This window comes from Streptomyces macrosporus (assembly GCF_039533145.1).
Lineage (GTDB): Bacteria > Actinomycetota > Actinomycetes > Streptomycetales > Streptomycetaceae > Streptomyces > Streptomyces macrosporus.
On the sequence record NZ_BAAASZ010000020.1, the window covers coordinates 1 to 22,252 of the forward strand.

Consider the following 22,252-nt stretch of genomic DNA (forward strand, 5'->3'; position numbering starts at 1 on the left):
GGCGAGGTGGCGCAGGGCGGCGGCACGGGCGGCGGCGGGGCCGCCGCGGGCGGCGGTCCGGGCGGGGGCGGCACCGAGGGCATCGGAGGCACGACGGGCACGGGCGGCGCGGGGGGCATCGCGGGCGGCATGGCGGGCGGCGGCGGCACCGGCGGTCGCGGGGCGTTCGCCGCGGCCGCCAGGTCGGCACCGCACGCACCGCAGAAGCGGTCGCCCTCTTCGAGGGGCTCCTCACAGCGGGGGCAGACGGAGAGTTGGTCGAGCTGCGGCATGGTCACACCCACGTTCTGGGGCGGAGACGGTTGGCCCGTTCCACCAGTTCGATCCTTTCGGCGCCGGTCTGCGCGAGCCGGGCGAGCAGCCGGAGCGACCGTTCCAGCCCCAGGCGGAGCCCTCGCTCGTCCAACTCGCAGCCCAGCAGGGGCGGAAGCCGCCCCGGACCGGCGGGCGCGGGCGCGCCCTGCCGGCCCGCCAGCACCCAGTCCAACGCACTGCCCAGTACCTCGGTGGTCAACCGTTCGCGGCGCAGCGCGTCCAGGCCCGCCTCCCGCAACCGCTCCACCTCGCGGGCGGCGGCCCGCAGGTCCTCCGACAGCGGTTCGTGCGGGGAGCGGTGCCGCAGTCGGGCCCGTACGGCGGCCACGCGCGCGGCCGTGTGGTGGACGGAGGACTCCGGCACGGACTCCAGCGTCCGCACGGCACCGTGGCGGTCACCGGTCGCCAACCGTACCCGGGCCAGGCCGAACGCGGCGCTCACCCAGCTCCGGTCGGTCGCCCACACCAGGTGGTAGTACCGCGCGGCGTCCTCCCGGCGGCCGAGCGCCTCGGCGCAGACGCCGAGCGCCAACTTGGGGGCGGGCTCCCCGGGGAAGGCGCCGTGGATCGCGTCGAAGGCCGTCGCCGCCGTCTCCCGGTCGCCGGTCGCCAGGGCGTACAGCGCCCGGTGCCAGACCACCCGCCAGTCGTCGGCGTGCCGTTCCTCCAGTTCGGCCAGCGTTCCGGCGGCCGGCGCGCGGCCGTGCGCGTCGTCCGTCTCCAGCCACGCGCGCAGCTCCCGCAGCCGCCGCTCCACGGAGTCGGTCGGTGCGGCCCGCAGCGCGGCGACGAGTTCGGCGGGTTCGGCGGCCGGCAGACCGGCGAGGAAACCGGCGTTCGGATCGGCCGGGTCCACCAGGGGAACCGGAAGCGCCAGTGCCGCAGCCCGCGCGTCCAGCGGCTTCGGCGCGGGGGCCGCGCCCATCGCGCCCGCGCTCGCCACGGAGTGCGCCGCCGAGCCGCGCGCCCTGCGCGACCGCCGGGGCGCGCGGACGCCCAGCAGCGAGGTGTCACCGGTGACGGGCGCCAGCACCTGGGTGTCCACGACCCTCGTCTCCGGGCCGAACAGCGTGGACACCGACGGCCGCGGCTCGCCCGTCCGGAGCGCCACGACCTCCCGCAGCACGCCCACGAGTTGCTCGGACATCTCCTCGGCCGAGGCGAACCGCCGCCGCGGATCGGGGTCGGTCGCCCGCACCAGCAGCCGGTGGAACGACTCGTGCCGCCGGAAGACCTCGATGTGCTCCGGGCCCGGCAGGCTGTGCGCGAACACGGTGGTGTAGCCCTGGAAGTCGAAGGTCAGCACGGCCAGCGTGCGCGCCACCGTGTACAGGTCGGAGGCCACGGACGGGCCCGTCTCCGTCACCTCCGGCGCCTGGTAGCCGATCGTGCCGTAGATCGCGCTCTCGTGGTCGTCCATCCGCCGGACCGCGCCCATGTCGATCAGCTTGAGGCGGTCCCCCTGCTGGATGGCGTTGTCGACCTTGAAGTCGCAGTAGAGCAGGTTCCGGCCGTGCAGGTGGCCGAGCGCCTCCAGGGCCTCGATGCCGTACGCGCACGCCTGCTCGACCGGCAGCGGATCGCGGCGACCGCGCGGCGTGCGGCGGGAGTTGGCGATCTCCTTCAGCGACCTGCCGCCCACGTACTCCATCACGATGTAGCCGTCGAGGCTGCCGGTGCGCCGGTCCAGGTGCTCGACGAAGTTGTGGATGCGCACGATGGAGGGGTGCTCGATCTCCGCGAGGAACCGCCGCTCGGAGATCGCCGCGGCCATGGCGTCCTCGTCGCCGGTGTCCAGCAGGCCCTTGAGCACCACCCAGCGGCCGGAGACCGCGTGGTCCACCGCCAGGTAGATCCAGCCCAGGCCGCCGTGCGCGAGGCAGCCCACCACCTCGTACTGGCCGTGCACCACGTCGCCCGGCCGCAGTTTGGGGACGAAGGAGTAGGGGTGCCCGCACCGGGTGCAGAAGCCCTCGGCGCGGCCCGGCCGGCCGTGGCGCGACCGTCCCACCGGGGCGCCGCACTCGTGGTTGCCGCAGAATCGCTTCCGCTCGGGCACCTCCGGGTTCTCCAGCACCGCCGACCGCGGGTCCGGGCGCGGCACCGGGGGCACGGACACCAGCCCGGCGCCCAGCGCGCCGCGTCCGGAGGAGGACGACGACGAGCGCGAACCGCGCACGGAGACGGGCCGTCCGCCGGAGGAGCGGCCCGACAGCCGCCCGGACGGCCCCGACGGTTCCGAGGAGGGCTCCGACGGCTCGGAGGACGGGGAGGGGACCGGACGGGAGGGCGGGACGCCGTGGGCGCTCGTCGGCGGCGAGGCCACCGTGCCGTCCGGGGAGACCGGCGGCGGCGTCCCGCAGGCGCCGCAGTACAGCCCGCCGCCGGCGTCCTCGTACGACCCTCCGCAGCCGGGCCGGCGGCACGCCCGCGCCGTCCCGGCCTCCGCGGTCACCGGACGCCCCCTTCCCGGCCGGTCGGGCCGCCGCCGTCCGACGCCGCCAGGGCCTCCAGCGCCGCCTGCCGGTAGCGCAGCACCGCCTGCTCGGCGGCCCGCAGGTCGCACGGCGCGCTCCACAGCAGCCGCCGCGCGATGTCGTACCGCTCCGACAGCAGCGGGTCGTCCGCCAGGCCGTGCCGGGCCACCTTCGCCCGGTACGCGTCAAGTCGGCCGCGCAGCTCCGCGCGGACGGCCAGCGGCGCGGTCACGGCGGTCAGCGAGGCGCGGGCCCGCTCCAACTCCTCCTCCGCGCGCTCCTCCAGGCTCTCCAGCAGCGGCGACAGCCGGTGCCAGCGGGCGTGCCGGCGGTGTTCGACCGCGGCCTCCAACTGCTCGTACAGCACGGTCGGGGGACCGCTCACGGCGGGCACCTCGGAGGCGGCGATCTTCGCCAGCACCTCGCCGCGCGCCGTGCGCGCCTCCGCCAGGGTGCGGTCCGCCCGGGAGAGCACGTCGCGCAGCCGCATCAGCCGCTGTTCGGCGTCCTGCCGCACCTGGAGCACGGCGTCGATCTCGCGCCGGATGTCGTCCAGGGCGCGGGCCGCCCGGTCGTACCGCTCGGTGTCGGGACGGCCGCCACCGGGGGCCGAACTCCCGCCCGCGGGAATCCAGAAGGCCAGCGGGTCGGCGACCACCTCGGCGCGCAGCGAGGTCAACTCCTCGGTCGTGCGCTCCAGTTCGTCGCCCGCCGGGTGCTCGCCGGGGCGTACGCCGACGGAGTGCGCCAGGGAGCGGACGCGCTGCAACTCGGCGGAGAGCATGTCTATCCGGGCGGGCAGGGCGGACCACACGGAGTCGGCGGCGGCGACCACGTCCAGGGCCTGGGCGTACCAGGCGTTGATCCGGTCGACCAGCTCCGGCAGGCCGATCCGCTCGCCGTCCCCGCCATCCGGTCCGTCCGGTCCGTCCGGTCCGTCCGGTCCGCTCGGGACGGTCACCGAGGGGTTCCGCAGCCCGGCGGTCAGCTCGGCGAGGTCGTCGAGGGTCGGCCGGCGGTGTCGGGCGCGCAGCTCGCGGAGCGAGTCCAGCGCGGCGGTGTAGACCTCGAAGTGGGTCCACAGCAGCGAGATCGCCTCCTCGGCCCGAGCCCACCGCTCCTTGGTGACGCCCGTCAGCTCGGCGCCCTCCAGCAGTCTGCGCCCCGCGTGGTCCTGGAGTGAGAGCAGGGACGTCTCGATCGCCTCGTGTTCCGCGGCGAGCCGTGCCAGGGCACGGTCCGCCTCCTCCCGGCTCATCACCGGTTCACCGGGCTCCGGACCTCCGCCGTCCCCCATGGATCACCTCGCCGTTCTCGTCGTCGCTCGTGTCCGACGCGTCATCGGTCCCTGTACGCCGGAGCCGGGGGTGCCGGCTCCGCTATCTCCATCTTGTCGGCGAGCCACCGTTTGTATGCGGCCATCCACGCACTGTTCCCACCACCCCGGCGGTAGTCCTCCAGCACCTTGTTGACCCGGCGCACCAGATCCTCGTCCTCCAGGTGCATCGCGACGCCGTACGGCTCGACGGTCAGCGGGGCGCCGACGAGGTGCACCGAGGGGTCCTGGGCGGCCTGTCCGGCGGCCAGGGCGCTGTCGGTCAACACCGCGTCCACCTCGCCGAGTTGGAGCCGCACCAGGCAGTCGAGCTGGTTGTCGACGTAGACCGGCCGGGCGCCCCCGTCGTCCTTCTCCAGCAGGGTCTGCGCGGTCGAACCGGCCGCGGTGCACAGCCGCTTGCCGCGCAGCGTTCCGTCGAACCCCGTGATCGGCGAGGACCGCGGCGCGAGGACCTGCTGCCCGGCCTCGAAGTACGCCGTGGAGAACGCCACGTCCTTCAGCCGGCCGCAGGTGATCGACATGGTGCGCACCACCATGTCCACCTCGCGCCGCTGGACGGCGGGGATGCGCTGGTCGGTCGGGACGGTCTTGTAGACGATCTCCGGGTCCTCGCCGAGCAGGTCCTCGGCGATGGCCTTCACCAGATCGATGTCGAAGCCGGTGATGTCGCCGGAGGACGGGTCGCGGTAGCCCCACAGGTAGCTGTTCTGGTCGACGCCGACCACCAGCCGTCCCGCCCGCTGGATGCGCCTGACCGCGGGCCCGGCCTTCTTCGAGGGGCGCAGGCTCTCGGCCGGGTCGGTGCCGTCGGCGCAGGTCTCCCGCTCGGCGGTGGGCAGCGCCCGGGTGGCGCCCGGCCCGTGCCCCGCCTCCCGGCCGTCGTCCACGGGCACCGGCGTGGGCACCGCCGTGGACAGCACCGTCTGGACCAGGATCGCGGCGGCCAGGGCGAGTCCGCCCACCGCCACGGCGGCGGCCCGGACGGACACGCCGTTCCGCGTCCCGGCACCGCTCCTCCCGGGGCCTCCGCCAGGCCCCCTTCCGGGTGTTCTCACGTGTGCTCCTTCGCCGGTCTCACCGGTACTCCGACAGCCTGCGGCCGATGCCCAGCACCACGCCCGCGGCGCCGAGCACGGCCAGCGCCCCGGCCCCGACGGGCAGTCCGTCCAGGGCGTCCCGCCCGCGCCCGGCCGCCCGCTCGAACTCCCGCTGCTCGTGCCGTACGGCCTCGGCCAGACCGGTGTCCACCGCGTCGAACGCGCTCCGCGCGGTGTTCCGGCCGGGCCCGACCACCAGGGCGACCGCGTCGTCGTAGCGGCCGTCGTTCTCCGCCTCGCGGGCGGCGGCGTGGTGTTCGCGCCAGTCGGCGGCGGCCCGCAGGGCGTCCTCGACCGGTCCGCGTCCCTCCGGGTCGTCGGCCAGGGCCAGCGCCTTCGCCAACCGTCCGCCGTCGTCCGCGACCTCGCGCATGCCCGCGCGGTAGCTCTCCTCGTACGCGGCGCCGCCGCCGCGCGCCACCAGCGTCATGTTCTCGTCGCCGCGGGCCCGGAGGACGCCCGTCCACGCCTCGTTGAGCACCTGGAGCGACCGGGCGCCGCACCGGTCGGAGGCGTCGAGGCCGGACCGGGCGAGCCCGTGCGCGGTCACCAGCCACACCAGCAGCGCGGTCGTCGCGGCGGTCGCGGCCAGCAGTCCGGGGTTGAACACCCGGTTCGTCCGCAGGAAGTGGCGCCGCTGGGCCCAGCCGAGCGCGGCGAGCGCGGCGACCCCGGTGAGCAGGGCGGGGACGGGCCGGGAGCGCGCGTCCCGGTGGTCCTCGCGGAACCGGGCGGTCTCGGACCGGTGGAGCGCCTCGGCGGCGGGCAGCAGGTCCTCGCGCATCCGCTCGCTGGCGTGGCGCAGGTAGGCGCCGCCCAGGGGCAGGCCCTGCCGGTTGTTGGCGCGGGCGGTCTCCACCAGGCCGGTGTAGACGGGGAGTTGTTGGTTGAGTTCGGCGATCTCGTCGTGACCGCGGTTCGACGGCCGGCTGCCGGCCCCCGCCCGGGCCAGCAGCCGGGCGGCGGTGCGGATGTCCCGCTCGTACCGCTCGCGCAGCTCGGGCGGCTCGTCGCCCCCGGCCAGGAAGGCGCCGGCGGCCGTGGTGTCGGCGTCGGCGAGCGAACGGTAGATGCTCGCCGCGTCCGCGCTCAGCGGCTGGCTGCGGCCGACCACGGCGTCGGCCGCGGCGGCCCGGTCGGAGACCTGCCAGGCGGTCACGGCCCCGAACGCCAGCACCAGCGCGGCCAGGGCGGCCCCGATGATCCGCAGCCGTCCGGGCTCGGTCACCGCCGCCGCGCGCAGCCGGTCCACACCCTCGGCCCAGGCCGTACGGCGCGGCGGATCGGGAACGGCCGGGGGAGGGGCGGCGGGCGCGCTCCGGGGCATCGGGACGGGACGGGCCGGGACGGAAGGGGTCGCGGGGGACGGGGGCGGACCGCTCGGCGGGTGTGTCACTGCTCGGGACCTCCCCCTCGGTCGCTGACGCACCGGGCCCCGCGCCCTCCCCCGCGCGGCGGAGCCGGAGGGGCCCCGTCCAGCAGTATGGCGGCCGGGGGCGGCGACGACACCGTTCCTGCCGGGATCTTGTTCCGATCGCGATCTCCACGGACCGCCCGGACCGCTCGCGGCCGCTGCGAGCGGCGCGTTCCCGCCTCCGCACCACCTCTTCTGCTCCAACACGCGACGGGGGCGCGGTCGGTTCCCGCCGCCGCTCGTCCCGGTCGCCGCCACCGCGCCGGCAGGGGGCGCGGACGGACGCCCGACCGCCGCACGCACCCGGCGGTCAAGCGCGGGCGTGCGCGGCGTAGTGGGCGCGCAGCCGGGCACAGGCGGCCGGGCCGGCCGCCAGACGGTCCAGGGCCAGCAGCGCGGCGCCGAGCACCGGAGGGGCGGTGACCACCTCGACGCCGGCCCGGGGGGCGCGTGCGGCGAGGAGCTCCAGGAGCCTGCCGTGGAGGAGCCGGTGACGGGCCGCCACGACGCTGCCGCCCAGCACCACCGGGGTCGGGGTGTCGAGCAGGTCCAGACGCTCCAGCGCGACCGTCGCCATGGCCGTGATCTCCTCGGCCTGCCGGTGCACCAGCGCGCGGGCGACCGCGTCGCCGCCGTCGGCCACCGCGAAGAGGACGGGGACGAGTTCGTGGCGGCGCGCGCCCGGAAGGTCGCCCAGGTGGAACGCCTCGATCAGCGCGTACATGCTGGGCAGGCCGAAGTGGGCGGGCAGCGCCCGGGCCAGCTCGGTGTCCTCGCCCCGGCCGTCCTCGGCCCGGGCGGCGTGCCACAGCGCCTCCTCGGCCAGCCCCCCGCCGCCGCCCCAGTCGCCGGAGAGCCGGCCGACGGCGGGGAAGCGGTGGGTGCGGCCGTCCTCGGCGACCCCGACGCAGTTCACGCCCGCGCCGCAGACGACGGCGACCCCGTGCCGTACGGAGCCGTCGTCGGGCAGGCCCGCGCGGAGGATGGCGAACGTGTCGTTGGCGACGGCGCTGGTGCGGCCCCAGCCGCGGCCGTCGACCAGGGCCGCCAACTCCCGCTCCTCGCGCGGCAGGTCGGCGTTGGCCAGGCAGGCCGAGACGTGCTCGGCCAGGGGCGTGCCCGCGTCGGCGGCTTCGGCGTCCAGCCCCGCGTCCTGCGCGGCCCGGGCCACGGTCCCGCCCAGGGCGTCGACGGCCGCCTCCGCGCCGACCACCGGCGGCTGGAACCCCCCGCCCCGCGCGGCGCCCAGGACGCTCCCGTCCGCGGCCACCAGCGCCACGTCCGTCTTGCTGTTGCCCGCGTCGATCGCCAGGGCGGCGGCCGTGGGGGAGGGGGACGCCGAAGAGGCGGATGTCGAAGAGGGGGACGCCGAAGAGGCGGGCGTCAGGCCCATGCCAGGTACTCCCGGTTGTGCGCGATCAGACGGTCCGTCAACTCCTCGGCGAGGGTGTACTGCCCGACGAGGGGGTGGGCCAGCAGCGCGGCGAACACCCGGTCCCGGCCGCCGCGCAGGGCGGCCTCCAACGCCAGGTGCTCGTACGCCGTCACGGCCGAGATCAGGCCGGTGTAGAGGGGGGAGAGCGGCGGCACGGGCAGGGGCTTCGCGCCCGCCGGGGAGACCTCCGCCGGCACCTCGATCACCGCGTCGTCGGGGAGGAAGGGCAGGGTTCCGTCGTTGCGGGTGTTGACCACCTGCACACTGCCACCGCCGCTCCCGTCGCCCAGCAGCGCGGCGGTCAGGGCGACGGCGGCCTCGGAGTAGTGGGCGCCGCCGCGCTTGGCCAGCAGTTCGGGCTTGGTGTCCAGGGCCGGGTCGGCGTACATCTCCAGCAGCCTCCGCTCCATCGCGGCGACCTCCGCCGCCCGCGACGGCCTGGTGCGCATCTCGGCCACGACCTCGTCGTGCGCGTAGAAGTAGCGCAGGTAGTAGGAGGGCACGGCGCCCAGCCGGTCCAGGACGGCCTTCGGCAGCCGCAGGTCGGCGGCGATGGTCTCGCCGTGCTCGGCCAGCAGCCCCGGCAGGACGTCCGCCCCGTCCGGTCCGCCCAGGCGCACGCCCAGCTCCCAGGTGAGGTGGTTGAGCCCGACGTGGTCGAGGTGGACCTCCTCGGGGGACACGTCCAGCAGCGCGGCGAACTTCCGCTGGAGGCCGATCGCCACGTTGCACAGGCCCACCGCGCGGTGGCCCTCGGCCAGCAGCGCGCGGGTGACGATGCCGACCGGGTTGGTGAAGTCGACGATCCAGGCGTCGGGGTTGGCGCGGCGCACCCGTTCGGCGATGTCCAGCACCACCGGGACGGTGCGCAGCGCCTTGGCCAGCCCGCCCGCGCCGGTGGTCTCCTGCCCGACGCAGCCGCACTCCAGCGGCCAGGTCTCGTCCCGCTCGCGGGCGGCCTGGCCGCCGACGCGGAGCTGGAGCAGGACGGCGTCGGCGTCCGCGACGGCCGCGTCCAGGTCGGAGGTGGTGGTGACGGCGGCCGGGTGGCCGGCGCGGGCGAGGATGCGCCGGGCGAGCCCGCCCACCGTCTCCAGCCGGTCCTCCGCCGGGTCGGTCAGGACCAGCTCGGTGACCGGGAGGACGTCCCGCAACCGCGCGAATCCGTCGACGAGTTCGGGGGTGTAGGTCGAGCCGCCCCCCACCACTGCGAGTCTCACTGGGGCCTGGTCCTCCTCGGAAACGGCACGGATCACGGACGGCGGGAGGTGTCGAACACCTCGTCGCGGGTGGTGGCCAGGGCGCTCTCCAACGCCCCGCTGAGCACGGGGTGTTCGGTGACGGTGCCGATGACCAGCCGGGGGCGGGGGGCGGCCAGTTCGGACAGCTCCCGCTGGATCAGCGCGCGCAGCGCCTCGCCCCCGGCGATCGGCAGACCGCCGGAGAGGACGACGAGCTCGGGGTCCAGGACGGCGACCATCGCGGCGAGCCCGATCGCCAGCGCGGTGGCCGTCCGCCGCAGCAGCTCCCCCTCCGGGCCGGTCGGCTCGCCGTCGCCGACGTGTTCGGCCGCCCGGGCGAGCAGGGCCGCGGCCACGTCCCGCGCCGGGCCGCGCGGAGGTTCGAGGCCCAGCTCGCGGGCGGTGCGCACCACGGCGGCGGCGCCCGCCAGCTCCTGGAAGCCGCCGCCGCCCGCCTGCGCCACGTGGCGCATCAGCGGGACGCCGGGCACCGGCAGGAAGCCGACCTCGCCCGCGCCGCCGGTCCAGCCGCGGTGCAGCCGTCCGCCCAGCACCAGCGCGGCGCCGATGCCCTCCTCGTTCCACAGCAGGACGAAGTCGTCGTGGTCGCGGGCGACCCCCAGACGCTGTTCGGCGACGGCCACGAGGTTGACGTCGTTGTCGTAGTCCAGCGGCATCGGCAGCGCGGCGGCCAGCTCCTCCAGGAGGGTGGGGGAGTGCCAGCCGGGCAGGTGGGAGGCGTACCGCAACCGCCCGGTCCGCGGGTCGAAGGCGCCCGGGGTGCCGATGACGACGCGGTGGAGCTCGCCGCGGGCGAGCCCGGCGTCCTTGGCGGCGCCGTCCACGGCGGCCACGACCCGCTGGACGGCGCCCTCGGAGGACTGCCGTCCGGGGGTGGGCAGTTCGAAGGTGCCGACGGTCCGGCCGGTGATGTCGGCGACCGCGGCGCGGATGCGGGCGGCGGTGACGTCCACGCCGGCGACGTGGGCGACGGCCGGGTTGAGGGCGTACAACTGGGCGCCCGGTCCGGGACGGCCCCGGCTGGTGCCGGTGACGACGACCAGGCCGGCGGCCTCCAGACGGGCCAGGAGCTGGGACGCGGTCGGTTTGGACAGCCCGGTCAGCGTGCCGATGCGGCCGCGCGACAGCGGGCCGTGGGCGAGCAGCAGCTCCAGCGCCGCGCGGTCGTTCATCGCGCGCAGCACCCGGGGCGTCCCCGGGGTCGTACCGGCCATCGGCTCCCCCGCCCATTACTGTCAGGAAAGTTTCCAGTTGTGCGGGACAGGACAGTAGACCCGCTCCCGGGCCGCGTCAACGGACGGGCCGGGAGCGGGCCCCGCGCCCACCCGCCCGCCGCACGTCCGCGCGGCGGCGCCGCCCGTGTGCCGCGCTACGGGGCGGGCCGACCGCCGCCCGCGCCCCTGCCCGGCTCCGGGCCCGCCTCCCTGGCCGGAGCCGCCGGAGCCGCGGGGGCCCTGCCGGGTTCGGCCGCCTCCACCGACGGGGCCCGCCCGCCGTCCTCCGCCGGGGCCTTGGCCGGGTTCCTGACGGGGGACGCGGGCAGGGAGCCGCCCCGGTCCTTGACGTCCTTCGCGCCCGTGACGTCCCGGACGCCCTTGACGTCCTTCTTCACCAGGCCGGGGCCCAGCCCCTTGCCCAGGTCGCGCTCCAGATCGGCGTCCAGCCTGCGCAGCGTGGTCAGCGACTCCTCGTCCACCATCCGGATGCCCCGCAGGTCCAGCGCCCGCTTGATCCGCCAGCGCAGCTCGCGCTCCACCGGCAGCGCCTTGCCCGGCATGGTCTTCGCCGAGACCCGGATCACCATGGTCTCCAGCGTCACCGAGTTCAGGCCCAGCACCTCCACCGGCGCCCACAGGACCTCGTCCCACGGCGTGGTCGTGGACATCTCCTCACCGGCCGCCACGATGGCCGCCCGGACCTCCTCCAGGTCCTCGTCGGAGCGGACCTCCACGTCCAGGGAGGCCGTCGCCCACCCCTGGCTGAGGTTGCCGACCCGCTTGATCTCGCCGTTGCGGACGTACCAGATCTCGCCGTCGTCGCCCCGCAGCTTGGTCACCCGCAGACCGATCTCCAGCACCGTGCCGGTGGCCTCGCCCGCGTCGATCCGGTCGCCGACCCCGTACTGGTCCTCCAGGAGGACGAACATCCCGCCCAGCACGTCCGTGACCAGATTGCGGGCGCCGAAACCGATCGCCACACCGGCGACACCGGCGCTGGCCAGCAGCGGCGCCAGGTCGATGCCCATGGTGGACAGGGCGATCAGCACCGCCGTGCCCATGATCACGAACGTGGCGACGCTGCGCAGCACCGAACCGATCGCCTCGGTGCGCTGGCGCCGCCGCTCGGCGTTGACCAGCAGACCGCGCAGCGCGTTGCCGCTCGCCTCGGCCTCGGCGTTGCGGTTCATCCGGGTGATCAGCCGGGTGATGGCCCGGCGGATCACCGAGCGCAGCACGACCGCTATCACCAGGATCAGCAGGATGCGCAGCCCGGCGGCGAGCCAGGCGCCCCAGTTCTCCTCTATCCATCCCGCGGCGTTCGTGGCCGTCTCGTGCGCGTCGTCCATCGATTCCACCCTCGACACACTAACGGGGGACACACCGCCCGACCGGCCGCTCTCTCCCGGACGACCGTGGAATAGCGGCGGGGCAGGGCGGGGGAGAAACGGTGTGTGGTCGAAAACACGCTCAGCGCGTTACGCGATCGTGGTGGCGCCGCCACCGGGACGCGGGACACACTGGGGGAGATCGTCCCGGCGCGAGCCACGCGCCGCCGACGTACAAGGAGGCACCGTGCCGCACGTCCTGGTCCTCAACGCGTCGTACGAGCCGCTCGGCGTCGTACCGCTCCGCCGCGCGCTCATCCTCGTCCTCAACGGAAAGGCGATAAGCCTGGAGGATTCCGGCGCCCTCATGCACAGCGCCACCCAAGCCATACCCGCCCCGAGCGTCGTACGCCTGAAACGCTTCGTACGCGTGCCCTTCCGCGGCACCGTGCCGCTCACCCGCCGCGCCCTGTTCGCCCGTGACGGTGGCAGATGCGTGTACTGCGGTGGCGTCGCAACCAGCGTCGACCACGTCGTTCCGCGCAGCCGTGGCGGGCAGCACGCCTGGGACAACGTCGTGGCGGCCTGCCGCCGCTGCAACCACGTGAAAGCCGATCGCCACATCTCCGAGCTGGGCTGGCCGATGCGGCATCAACCCGCGCCGCCGACGGGCCTGGCCTGGCGGATCATCGGCACGGGGCACAGGGACCCGCGCTGGCTGCCGTATCTGCGGCCGTACGGCGCGGAGGAGGCACTCGCCCGGATCGACGGCAGGACATCGGCCTGAGATCCGGGTTTCGTCGTCTTCGAGGCGGTCCCCGCGGTCCCCGCGGTCTCCGCGGTCTCCGCGGTCTGCGCGGACCTCCTCGGGGCCGGCCGCGGAACCGTGACGGGGCCGCGGCCGGCGTCGGGGCCGGAGCGCCCGCGTCCCCTCACTCCCGAGGGGCGCCGGCCCTCCCGCCGTCCTCGGCGTTCCGGCCGTTCCCGTCGCTCCGGCCGTTCCCGTCGTCCCGCACCGCGTAGACCTCCACGGACCACAGGGACACCCCGAAGCGGGTCGCCCGCTCGTCGCCCACCACCCGCACGTAGCGGGTGTCGGCCGGGGCGTCCATGCGCACCGTCTCCCGTCCGCCCCGCCCGTCGCGCACGGTCGCGGCCGTGCGCCACCGCCTGCCGTCGGCGGAGACCTGGACGCGGTAGCGGGAGGCGTACGCGTCCTGCCAGTGCAGCCGCACCTCGCCGACCCGGGTCGGCCGGTCCAGCTCCACCTGCACCCACTGCCCGTCCTCGGCGAGGGAGGACCAGCGGGTGTTCGGGTCGCCGTCGACGACGGCCGAGGCGGGGAAGTCCTCGGTCTCGTCGGCGGAGGAGTCCGCCCGCGCGCCCCGGGCCAGGTCCGGCCCGCCGGTGGGCGGGTAGGCGCGGACGGCGAGCGTCGCCTCCCGGGTCTCGCCCTCCGCGGTGGTGAGGGTGATCGGCACGTCGTACGTGCCCGACCGCACGTCCTTCCCGGCCCGCACCTCGACGGCCACCGTCGCCGGGACGCCGCGCCGGAGCACCACCCGGCGCGGGGCGCGCACCGTGAAGCCCTCGGGCGCCCGCACCGTCAACCGGCCGCGCACGTCGGTGGGGCGGTTGCCGGTCAGCCGCGCCTCGACCACGGCCGCTTCGCCGCCGACGACGGCGTTGGCCTCGGTGCGGGCCAGTTCCAGCTCGGCGCCGGGGGCGTCGGAGTACCAGGGCGTCAGCTCGTGGATCACCGGGGCCTTCGAGCCGCTCCGCCAGGCCAGGCGCACGGCGTCCGCCCGCAGTCCGTCGGCCCGCACCTCCGTCCAGCCGCGGTCGGAGAGGGCGCCCAGCTCCTTCCAGCCCTCGCCCGGCACATGGGCCTCGACGGCGGCGCGGACGTCCGACCCCGGCGCCGACTGGACGGTGACCGCCTCCAGCGAACGCGGCCGGGGCAGCCGCAGCTCCAGCTCCTCGGAGCCGGGATCGGGGGCCTCCGCGGCGCGGAAGGCGGTGACCGGATCGCCGTCGGCGGCGTCCTCCGGCGAGGAGCCGGGCGCCGGGGCGGGGCCGCCGCGCACCCGCTCGCCGGAGCGCTCGGCCTCCGGGGCCCGGGCGCCGGCGCCCGACCAGTCGTCGGCGATCCGCAGCGCCTCGTCCACGAAGGCCGGCAGGACGCCCTCGCCGACCGTCGCCCCGCTCCGGTCGGCCTCGCCGCGCAGCCTCTCCAGCTCCAGCCGCGCCTTCCAGGCCGCCGCGCCGTCACCGCGCCGCTGGGCGGCCAGCATGTCCAGCGCGTACTCGCCCGCCCGGCCGTAGCGGGCGAGCTGCCGCACCCAGGGGCGCGCCTCGTCGCTGAGGGCGCCGCCGGCCACGTCCGCCAGGTGCTCGGGGACCTCGCGCAGCTCCGCGAAGGCGTCGCGCAGCCGGCTCTCCGCACCGGCGAACCGCTTCTCGTCGCGGTCGGCGTGGGCGTCCCGGTAGGCGTCGAGCAGCGGGACGAGGTAGGCGGACTCCTCCTCGTCCAGCACGGAGGAGGAGCTGTTGGCGGCGAGCGCGCGCAGCGCCTCGCGGGCCTCGCGGTCCGCCACGCCGCCCGGCCGGCCGGTGCCCGCCAGGTCGTCGACGGCCGCCTCCCAGGACTCCTCGGGCCGGTAGCCGCGGGGGTTCCAGGCGTAGTCGGCGACCGTGAACAGCGGGACGCGGGAGGCCGTCGGCTGTTCCATCGCGTTGGCCAGCAGCTCCGCCGAGCCGTTGGCGACGGCCGGGTCGCGGCCGGTGTACGGGCCGAGGAAGATCCGGTCCGCGGCGTAGTCGTTGACCGGGTAGTTGTCCATCGTGGCCAGCGGGTGACGGAAGACGGAGCGGGCCTCGGCCACCTCTCCGCCGGTGATGGTCGCCGGGACGACCCCCACGCCCGTCCAGGCCACCTCCACGTCCGCGCGCAGCCGCCGGGCGAACGCGCGGCGGTACTCGGTGGAGCCGTCCTGGTAGAACTCGGTCGGCAGCACCGACAACGGCACCGCGCCGCGCCCGGTGCCGTACCGCTTCGCCAGGTGCGCGGCCACCTCGTTGGCCAGGTCGGCGTGGGCGGAGGCGGCGGCCCGCGGGCCGGAGCCGTAGCGGTCGGCGTCCTCGTCGCAGTGCCACTCGTTGTAGCTCGCGTCCTCGAAGCGGAGCTGGATCGCCCGCACCCCCAGCGCCACCATGGCGTCGATCTTGCGCAGCAGCGCCCGGCGGTCGTCGCCGGAGACCAGGCACATCGACTGCCCCGGCGAGACGGCCCAGCCCAGCACCACGTGGTTGCGCCGGGCCCGCTCGGCGAGCTCGCGGAACTGCGCGCGCCGCTCGGCGGGGTAGGGGTCGCGCCAGCGGGACTGGCGGAAGGGGTCGTCGCCGGGGGCGTACAGGTAGCGGTTCTGCTTGGTGCGGCCCATGAAGTCCAGGTGCGCCAGCCGCTCCCGGTGCGACCACGCCTCGCCGTAGAAGCCCTCGGTCGTGCCGCGCACGGCCGTGGCCGGCCAGTCCCGCACGGTGACCCCGGCGAACGCGCCGCGCCCGTCCTCCCCGGTGACCACCAGTTGCCGCAGCGTCTGCGCGGCGTGGAACAGCCCGTCGTCGCCGACGCCCGCCAGGGCGACCGTGCCGCCCGGGTCCCCCAGGCCGGCCGCCCGGCCGACCGCCAGCCGGTAGCCGCCCGAGGGGAGGTCGCCGCGCTCGGAGGCGCGCAGGGCGCTCAGCGCCCTCTCCGCGGCGGCGCCCCCGGCCCGGACCACCAGGCCCCGCGCGCGGGACTCCTCGCCGGGCCGCAGGGTGCGCACGTCGCGCGCCCCGGCCGCGCGCAGGGCGTCGCGGACGACGTCGAGGGCGCGGGGGTCGGCGTCCTCGTCGGCGATCACGGTGGCCTCGTCCCCGACGGGCAGGGCCGCGCCCCGCTCCCGCAGGGACTGCGGACGCGGCCAGACCGCCGGGACGCCGCTCCGTGCCGCGGGGTCCTCCCGGCCGTCGGCGGTCGGTGCCGTGCCGTCGCCCGTGTCGGGCCGGGGCGGCGCCGCCTGTGCGCCCGGAGCACCCGTGAGCAGCCCGCCGAGAACGGCCGCGACCAGCGCCGTCGCCCCGGTCCGGCGCGCGCCGCGGCCATGCGTCGCATGGTTCACGTCGTCGTAGGCCCTTCTCGCCCGCTCGTCTGTCCGTCCGTCTCCACCCGCCCGGACCCCGCCGACCCGGTGCGTCGGCCGCAACGAGCCCACCACCGGGCGGCGAGGGTGTCAACGGCGACGGTCGAAGTGTCCGACTTGTCGGTGCGACAGGGTGGCGCGAAGGGGGTTCCGGAGTGGTGCGCGGCTGCCGTGGAGACCGGTGACGCGCGGGTGATCGCCTCTCAGGGATCGGCAAATTCTGGATGTGACAACGGTTTCAAACGAATTCTCTGCGCTGACAAGCGCGACGTGCCGTGAAATCATCGGCTGTGGGCCAGGGTGGCCTGGCTCACGTCGCACGCCGAAGGGGACTGGGCTCCGCCTCAGCGGGTAGGGCCCACCATGTCCGACCGAGAAACGAACGGAGGCCCCCTGTGGCCACGTCCGCCGATCTGCTGACCTTCCCGCCCGAACAGGGGCAGGGGCCGCTCGACCTCTCCGGGATCTCCGACCCCGACTCCGGACTGGACGGCTCCTGCGTTCACGACCGTGCCGAAGCCCCTCTGACCAGCGAACCTCCCCTCGCCGACGTCGCTCCCCTGACCAGCGAGCCACCCTTGGCCGCCGGGCTTCCCCTCACCAGTGAGCCGACCGGGGTGGGATACGCCGCGGAGTCCGCGGGCATCTAGTTCTCCACAAGGGGGCCGTAGAGAGCCGAGGGAGATCCAGATGGGCCGACTGGCGAGGCTCGCGGCGGCACACGGAGTCTGCACCTCCTACGAACCCGCGCCGGGCCGTACGGTCCGGGTGCCCGAGGAGACGGTCGTGGAGGTCCTCGCGGCACTGGGCGTCGACGCCTCCACACCGGAGGCCGTCGACAAGGCCCTGGAGCGCCACGCGCGCGACGAGGCCGGCCGGCTGCTCCCCCCCACCGTGGTGGTGAGGGCCCGACACGCCTCGCCGCCCGCCGCCGCTCCCACCGCCGTCCGGGGCGGCCTGCCCCCGCTGCCCGACGGCACGGCGCTCCACGTGGAGACCGAGGACGGCCGGTGCGTGGAGTGGGGCACGGAAGACCTGGTCGACGACGGCAGGCGGCTGCCGCTGGGCTGTCACACCCTGTACGCCAAGGCGCTCGACGGCCGCTCCGCGCAAGCCACCCTGATCGTCGCGCCGGACCGCTTCCCGCCGTTGAAAGAGCGGTCCTTCGGCCTCCTCGTCCAGCTCTACTCCCTGCTGTCCTCCCACTCCTGGGGCATGGGCGACCTCGCGGACCTCGCCGACCTGGCCGCCTGGGCCGGGCGCGCGACCGGCGCCGGGTTCATCCAGCTCAACCCCCTGCACGCGGCCGTCCCCGCCGCTCTGGGCGACACGGTCGACCCCTCCCCGTACCGCCCGTCCTCGCGGCGCTTCGCCGACCCCGTCCACCTGCGGATCGAGGCGATCCCCGAGTACGCCTACCTCGCCGGCGAGATCCGCGCGCGGGTGGACGAACTGCTGGCCCGCGCCGCCGACCTGCGCGAGGCCACCCTCGCCAAGGACGGCACCATCGACCGCGACGCGGTGTGGGCGCTCAAGCTCCGGGCGCTGGAACTGGTCCGCACCGTCCCCCTCGGCCCCGGCCGCCACGTCGCCTACTGCGACTTCCTCGCCGAGCAGGGCCAGGCCCTGGAGGACCACGCCACCTGGTACGCCCTGGCCGAGGTCCACGGCCCCGACTGGCGCTCCTGGCCGGGCGGCCTGGACGACCCGCGCTCGCCCGCCACCGCCCGTGCCCGCAACGACCTGCTGGACCGGGTGGACTTCCACAGTTGGCTGGCCTGGCTCACCGACGCCCAACTCGCCCGCGCCCAGCGCACCGCCTGCGACGCGGGCATGTCCATCGGCTTGATCCACGACCTGGCCCTGGGTGTGCACCCCTCCGGCGCGGAAGCCTGGGCACAGCAGGACTTCCTCGCCTCCGGCATGTCGATCGGCGCGCCACCGGACGCCTTCAACGCCCGCGGCCAGAACTGGGGCCTGCCGCCGTGGCGCCCCGACGCGCTGGCCGCCTCCGGCTACGCCCCGTACCGCTCGCTGCTGGCCGGGCTGCTGCGCCACGCGGGCGGGTTGCGCATCGACCACGTCATGGGCCAGTTCCGGCTGTGGTGGATTCCCGAGGGCCGCTCGCCGACGGAGGGCACGTACGTCCGCTACGACGCCGAGGCGATGCTCGGCGTGCTCGCCCTGGAGGCGCACCGGGCGCAGGCCGTCGTCATCGGCGAGGACCTGGGCACCGTCGAGCCGGGGGTGCGCGGGGAACTGGCCGGACGCGGGATGCTGGGCACGTCCGTGCTGTGGTTCGAGCGCGACTACGAGCACCGGCACACCCCGCCGGGCGACACGCCCCAGCCGCTGGACCCGCAGCACTGGCGCGCCGACTGCCTGGCCACCGCCACCACCCACGACCTGCCCAGCACCGCCGCCCGCCTCAGCGGCGAGCACGTCGAACTGCGCAGCCGACTCGGGCTGTTGAGCGGCTCGCTGGAGGAGGAGCGCGGTCAGGACGCCCAGGAGACGGCCGAATGGGTGGCGCACCTGTCCCGCCTGGGCCTGCGTCCGGAGGGCGAGGGCGACGAGGAGGACGAGATCAAGGCGGTCTACCGCTTCCTGGCCCGCACCCCCGCCCGGATGGTCGGCGTCTGGCTGCCGGACGGCGTGGGCGACCGGCGTCCGCAGAACGTCCCGGGCACCTGGGACCAGTACCCCAACTGGCGGCTGCCCATCGCCGACGGCGACGGCCGGCCGGTCACCCTGGAGGAACTGGTCGCCTCGCCCCGCCTGCGCGCCCTCCTGGAGACGGTCAGCGACGAGTTGTACGGCAGGCAGGGCACCCGCCGGCGCGCCCAGTGCCACCCTGGGCGCGTGACACCGCCGGACGTTCGCTAGCGTTGACACCGTGGACACCAAGGTCATCCAGAACACCAGGAAGGCCCGCACTGCCGTGCGCGCCGGGGCCGTCACCGCCTTCACGGCGCTGACGCTCCTGCTCACCTCCCCCAGCGCCCTCGCCCTCTACCGCGACGACGGCGACGACCCGGGCCCCGGCATCAGCCCGGTCGAGACCATCGGCCTGTTCGTCGTGCTGCCGATCGTCCTCTTCCTGGTCATCGCCGGTCTGGTGGCGGTGGCCGACAAGTCCTCGCGCAAGAGCGGCCAGATCGCCGGCCGCCAGGAGCCGAACCTCGGCTGACCCGCGGCGACCTGCGGAGGGCGGCTCGTCGAGGGCGGCCGGGCGAGTGGCCCGCCGACCGGCCGCCGACCGACCCTGTCGAGGGGGCGGGCCGGTCCGTGGCGTCACCGCGTGACCCCACGGACATCCCCGTCGTCCGCCCCCGCCGTCGGCCGGGCGGACGGCGCCGGGCGCGGCAGGCGCCGCCCATGACCCCGGCCCCGGCGCGGGAGCGCGTCCGCGTGTGTCCGCGGTCCGCCGGAAACGCCGGACCGACCTCCGTACCGGACCTCCGCCGCGCTCGGCTCGGGAGGGCCGCGGGGCCGACGACACCGCCGGCGACCGGTCGTCACCGGGCTCCCGCCACGCTCGTTCCTGCGGTGTTCATGGGCGCCCTTGTGGAGAAAATTCGGCCTTTCGGCGCGCTTTCGATAAACACGGCGCCCGGTGCTACGGTCTTCGCATGAGTAGCGCAGGCGTCCGCGTCGCTCTTGTCCTCCCGACCTCCTGGGAGTGGTACTTCGAGCCGCAGCGGAAGCATTCGATCGCCGGGTACGCGGAAAAGGCGCTGAAGATCGCTGAGAAGATCTCCCCCGGTTCCGGCGTGGAGGTCTTCCTGTACGGAGAGCCCGTGAACGGCGAGGGAACGGATGTGGTCCGTTCCCGGCTGGAACCCGGCTCCCTCTCGGAATGGGTGCGGGAATGGGGCGTCCGGCCGAACGCCCGGAGGAGGGTTTTCGACGAGCCGGTCCCGTCGAACCGGGCCGAGGAGCACTTCGGCACCGGTGAACAGCCCTGGTACGGCAGGCCCCTCCCGGCGGTGCGCGCGGTGAACGAATGGGCGGCCGGCACGGACGGCATCACGTTCGTGATCTTCTGGCTCGACCGGAAGATCGAGACCGACGACATGCTGCGGTTCATCGCCGAATCCGGCGACGCGAGGATCTTCTGGCAGTTCTTCGGTGAATCCGAGGAGATCTACCAGACATTCTGGAGCAGGGACAGCACGAGCCAGCGGCGGGTGCTGCCCAACGTCTGGTTCTGTTTCGACGAGCACTGGAGCCGTCGGTCCATCAGCCGGGGATTTTCCCAGTGGCGCGAGAAGGTCGTCGAAAAGACCTGACGCATTCGGGCGGCGGATGACGTGCCACCCGCGTTCGAAGCCCGGGGAGCGCGTCCGGCCCGCCCGCCCGCGTCGGGGCGACGCCTCCTCGGAGCCGGACGCGTACCGCCGTTCGGGGCGCCGCGCCCGCCTCCGTGTCGGGGCGGCGGCTTTTCGGGGTACCCGGGCGACAGGAGTTCGGGGCGGGACGTCCGCGCCGTACGCTCCGGTCGGGAGGCACCGTGATCGAAGGGAAATGGGGCGAATCCGGCGATCACCGGGACGCGGCCGAAGGGGCCGAGCGTGCCACGCGGTTCGCCTGGACCGCGATCGCGGGACTGATGTGGCTGTTCGTCCTCGCCGCGGTGGTGCTCTGCCTCCTCGCCGTGTTCGTCCTGGCGTACGCCGTGGCCGCCGTGGGCTGAGCCCGCCCGGGCCGCCCCGCGTCCGCGGGGGAGAGCGTGGGCGCGGGGCCGGACCCCTGACCAGGGGGTGTCGGTGCGGGATGCCAGCATGTCCCCCCATGAACGTCTCCGCCCTCATCGCACGGCTCGGGTCACCGCGGCCGACGGACCCCTGGGACCGGGTCACGACACCCGCGCCCGTCCCCGTCGACTGGGACGCGGTCGAGGACTGGCTCGGGCTGCGGCTGCCCGCCGACTACAAGGAACTGGTCTCGGCCCGCGGGCCGCTGGACATCGGCGAGTTCCTCTGGCTGCACGCGCCGTGCGCGCAGGGGGAGCGTTTCGACTACGGGGACTGGCTGTGGGAGACGCACCGCGCGTGCCGCATCTCCTCCCGCCAGGCCCCGCCGTACGAGCCGCCGCCGTTCCACCCGGCGCCCGGCGGACTGCTGGCCTGGGGGGAGACGCGGGGAGGCGGCCACCTGTTCTGGGACACCGGCGCGTCGGACGACCCCGACCGATGGCCGGTCGTCGTGTACGACCAGGATGCCGTCCGAGGCGGGAACACCCCGTGGCGGAACTGGGGAATGCCGCTGGTGGAGACGGTGGCGGCCCTCCTCGACACCGGGCTCCCGCTCCCCGGCGGGGCCGACGACAGGACGCTCGGTCCGCTGCCGGCGACCGCGCGCCGCACCGCCTTCCTGACCGACGCCCGCCCCTGGACGCCGCCGGAGCCGGACCCCGAGGCGGCGGCCGGACGGGTGTCCGAGGCCGTGCGCCGCGCGGCGCTCACCGAGGGCGGCGGGCTGGAGGCCCTGACCCGGCTGGTGCCCTCGCCCGAGGCTCCGGTGCTGGGCGACGGTGGTTGGGAGGAGGTCTTCGAGGCGCTCGGCACCCGACTCCCCACCGAGTACGTGGCGCTGATGAACCGTTACGGCGGCGGCGCGTGGATGCGCTGGCTGCGGTTCGACACGCCCCTGGGGAAAGGCGAGCGGAGCCTGCTGCACCGCTCCCGGGAGACGGCCGACATCTACCGCGAACTGCGCGCGGACTTCCCCGAGTTCCACCCGCTGGCCGTCTGGCCCGAGCCGGGCGGCTTCCTGCCCTTCGCCGACACCGTCGACGGCGACCACCTGGGATGGCTGACCGTGGGGGAGCCGGACGACTGGCCGCTGGTGGTCTGGCCCCGCCACGCCGACCAGGGCCCGCCCCTGTCGGGCAACCTGACGGACACGCTGCTGGAGTGGCTGCGCGGACGCTTCGGCACGGCGGGGCTGCCCCGGCTGGACGTGGACGACGACCCGTTGCGGTACGCGCGGTTCGAGCCGTGGGAGGACGCGAGCCAGGAGTGAGTCCGGCCGGCGGAACACCACCGGACACCGCCGGACACCGCCGGATCTCTCCGGCCCGCCGCACCGGCGCGGCGATCACGACGAGACGCGCACGCGAGCGGGGCCTGCCCGGCTTCCTCGCTTCCTCGCACGGACGCCGCGGCCGGTGCGCCCGGGT

General features: G+C 75.6%; 17 protein-coding genes. 7 read left to right on the forward strand and 10 right to left on the reverse strand.

Features of this window, described 5'->3' with window-relative positions; genetic code table 11:
• The 9 genes from ABD335_RS12155 to ABD335_RS12195 form a co-directional block, all read right to left on the reverse strand.
• Positions 1–272: zinc-ribbon domain-containing protein (locus ABD335_RS12155; RefSeq protein WP_344322276.1), on the reverse strand; the 272-nt coding region annotated here is incomplete at its 3' end.
• A 2-nt stretch (positions 273–274) separates the two neighbouring features.
• Positions 275–2,770: a serine/threonine-protein kinase gene (locus ABD335_RS12160; protein ID WP_344322278.1), complete on the reverse strand. Its 2,496-nt coding sequence runs from the start codon at positions 2,768–2,770 to the stop codon at positions 275–277.
• On the reverse strand, positions 2,767–4,089 hold the full coding sequence (locus ABD335_RS12165) for a hypothetical protein (protein ID WP_344322279.1): 1,323 nt from the start codon (positions 4,087–4,089) through the stop codon (positions 2,767–2,769). Before ABD335_RS12165 ends, ABD335_RS12160 begins: the two co-directional genes overlap by 4 nt.
• Before the next feature lie 41 nt (positions 4,090–4,130).
• Positions 4,131–5,120 (reverse strand): glutamate ABC transporter substrate-binding protein, encoded by a 990-nt coding sequence (locus ABD335_RS12170; protein ID WP_344322281.1) that lies wholly within the window; start codon positions 5,118–5,120, stop codon positions 4,131–4,133.
• A gap of 85 nt (positions 5,121–5,205) precedes the next feature.
• Positions 5,206–6,624, reverse strand: a complete 1,419-nt coding sequence (locus tag ABD335_RS12175) for a hypothetical protein (protein ID WP_425583614.1) — start codon at positions 6,622–6,624, stop codon at positions 5,206–5,208.
• Between the two features lie 328 nt (positions 6,625–6,952).
• Complete coding sequence (locus tag ABD335_RS12180; protein WP_344322283.1) at positions 6,953–8,035, reverse strand: N-acetylglucosamine kinase; 1,083 nt, start codon at positions 8,033–8,035, stop codon at positions 6,953–6,955.
• On the reverse strand, positions 8,026–9,297 hold the full coding sequence (locus ABD335_RS12185) for a family 4 glycosyl hydrolase (RefSeq protein WP_344322286.1): 1,272 nt from the start codon (positions 9,295–9,297) through the stop codon (positions 8,026–8,028). Before ABD335_RS12185 ends, ABD335_RS12180 begins: the two co-directional genes overlap by 10 nt.
• Before the next feature lie 32 nt (positions 9,298–9,329).
• Positions 9,330–10,553: an ROK family transcriptional regulator gene (locus ABD335_RS12190; RefSeq protein ID WP_344322287.1), complete on the reverse strand. Its 1,224-nt coding sequence runs from the start codon at positions 10,551–10,553 to the stop codon at positions 9,330–9,332.
• A 155-nt stretch (positions 10,554–10,708) separates the two neighbouring features.
• The gene (locus ABD335_RS12195; protein ID WP_425583615.1) at positions 10,709–11,905 is read right to left on the reverse strand and encodes a mechanosensitive ion channel family protein; all 1,197 of its coding nucleotides are present in this window, start codon (positions 11,903–11,905) and stop codon (positions 10,709–10,711) included.
• Positions 11,906–12,131: 226 nt separating this feature from the next.
• Between ABD335_RS12195 and ABD335_RS12200 the strand changes: the two genes are divergently transcribed.
• Positions 12,132–12,671 (forward strand): HNH endonuclease, encoded by a 540-nt coding sequence (locus ABD335_RS12200; protein WP_344322288.1) that lies wholly within the window; start codon positions 12,132–12,134, stop codon positions 12,669–12,671.
• Positions 12,672–12,816: 145 nt separating this feature from the next.
• Here ABD335_RS12200 and ABD335_RS12205 read toward each other — a convergent pair whose 3' ends face one another.
• Positions 12,817–16,047 carry a beta-N-acetylglucosaminidase domain-containing protein gene (locus ABD335_RS12205; RefSeq protein ID WP_344322289.1) on the reverse strand — a complete coding sequence of 1,077 codons (3,231 nt, stop codon included), beginning with the start codon at positions 16,045–16,047 and terminating at the stop codon, positions 12,817–12,819.
• A gap of 416 nt (positions 16,048–16,463) precedes the next feature.
• On the opposite strand from ABD335_RS12205, the gene ABD335_RS12210 reads away from it, so the two are divergent.
• The 6 genes from ABD335_RS12210 to ABD335_RS12235 all read left to right on the forward strand — a co-directional run bounded on the left by ABD335_RS12210 (position 16,464) and on the right by ABD335_RS12235 (position 22,095).
• Positions 16,464–16,718 carry a hypothetical protein gene (locus tag ABD335_RS12210; RefSeq protein WP_344322291.1) on the forward strand — a complete coding sequence of 85 codons (255 nt, stop codon included), beginning with the start codon at positions 16,464–16,466 and terminating at the stop codon, positions 16,716–16,718.
• Positions 16,719–16,758: 40 nt separating this feature from the next.
• Positions 16,759–18,954, forward strand: coding sequence for a 4-alpha-glucanotransferase (malQ, locus tag ABD335_RS12215; protein WP_344322292.1), 2,196 nt, complete (start codon positions 16,759–16,761; stop codon positions 18,952–18,954).
• Between the two features lie 10 nt (positions 18,955–18,964).
• Complete coding sequence (locus ABD335_RS12220; protein ID WP_486387925.1) at positions 18,965–19,258, forward strand: hypothetical protein; 294 nt, start codon at positions 18,965–18,967, stop codon at positions 19,256–19,258.
• A gap of 442 nt (positions 19,259–19,700) precedes the next feature.
• Positions 19,701–20,360, forward strand: a complete 660-nt coding sequence (locus ABD335_RS12225) for a vWA domain-containing protein (RefSeq protein ID WP_344322295.1) — start codon at positions 19,701–19,703, stop codon at positions 20,358–20,360.
• A gap of 221 nt (positions 20,361–20,581) precedes the next feature.
• Positions 20,582–20,764, forward strand: a complete 183-nt coding sequence (locus tag ABD335_RS12230; protein WP_344322296.1) for a hypothetical protein — start codon at positions 20,582–20,584, stop codon at positions 20,762–20,764.
• Between the two features lie 98 nt (positions 20,765–20,862).
• Entirely contained in the window at positions 20,863–22,095 is a 1,233-nt protein-coding gene (locus tag ABD335_RS12235) for an SMI1/KNR4 family protein (RefSeq protein ID WP_344322298.1), read from the forward strand.
• The last annotated feature ends 157 nt before the right edge of the window (positions 22,096–22,252 follow it).